Here is an 810-nt window from a genome sequence, read left to right on the forward strand (position 1 = left end):
TCAGCGCTGCAGCGTCAGCACGCCCGGCCGCCACGGCAGCAGGTTGTAGTCGCCGCCCGCGCTGGGGTTCTTGCCCTGGTACAGGAACTGCAGGTTGCACGGGTCGATGGTCTTGGTCTGGTCGGGGTTGGTGCGGACCAGGTCACCGTGGCTGATGTCGTTGGTCCACGTCGCGCCGCTGTTCGCCTTGCCGGCGAAGGGGTTGCTCTCACTGGCGGCCTGCGGGGTCCACGACCCGCTCAGGCTGCTGGACGTGAACGAGCGGAAGTAGCGGCCCTGACTGCCGATCGCCTCGACGATCATCAGGTACTGGTTCTGACCCTGCACCTTGTAGACCTCGACCGCCTCGAACAGGTTGTTCGTCGAGTCGCTCATGATCGTCGTGTAGCTGGAGCCGAAGTTGCCCGGGAAGTTCCCGATCGGCATGCTGGCCCGGTAGATCTTGCCGTTGTCACCGGCGAAGAACAGGTACATGTTCGTGCCGTCACCGATGAGCGTCTGGTCGATGACGCCGGTGCTCGAGCCGGTGATGCTGCCGGTGAACAGCGCCTGCGGCGACGACCAGCCGTTGGGGTTGGTCGGGTCGCTGGACGTCTTGTAGTTGAACGCGTTCGGCCCCCACTGGTAGGCCAGCACCCAGACGTTCTTCGGCGCGAAGTAGAACAGCGTCGGCGCCACCGTGCCGGAGCTCATGCCGTTCTGGCTGGCCGAGGCCATGTCCGACCAGTTGGTGAACAGGCCGAAGCTCATCGAGCCGTACGACCCTCCACTGGAGACGTTCGACGCGTAGACCAGGTGCTTGCCGTTGTA

The 810-nt window shown here is 64.6% G+C and carries 1 protein-coding gene; it reads right to left on the reverse strand.

Features of this window, described 5'->3' with window-relative positions:
• Positions 1–810 (reverse strand): non-reducing end alpha-L-arabinofuranosidase family hydrolase (locus tag ABD332_RS59930; RefSeq protein ID WP_344516116.1); only part of this gene is annotated, 810 nt, incomplete at its 5' end.

It is taken from the genome of Dactylosporangium maewongense, assembly GCF_039531485.1.
In the GTDB taxonomy this organism is placed as follows: Bacteria; Actinomycetota; Actinomycetes; order Mycobacteriales; family Micromonosporaceae; genus Dactylosporangium; species Dactylosporangium maewongense.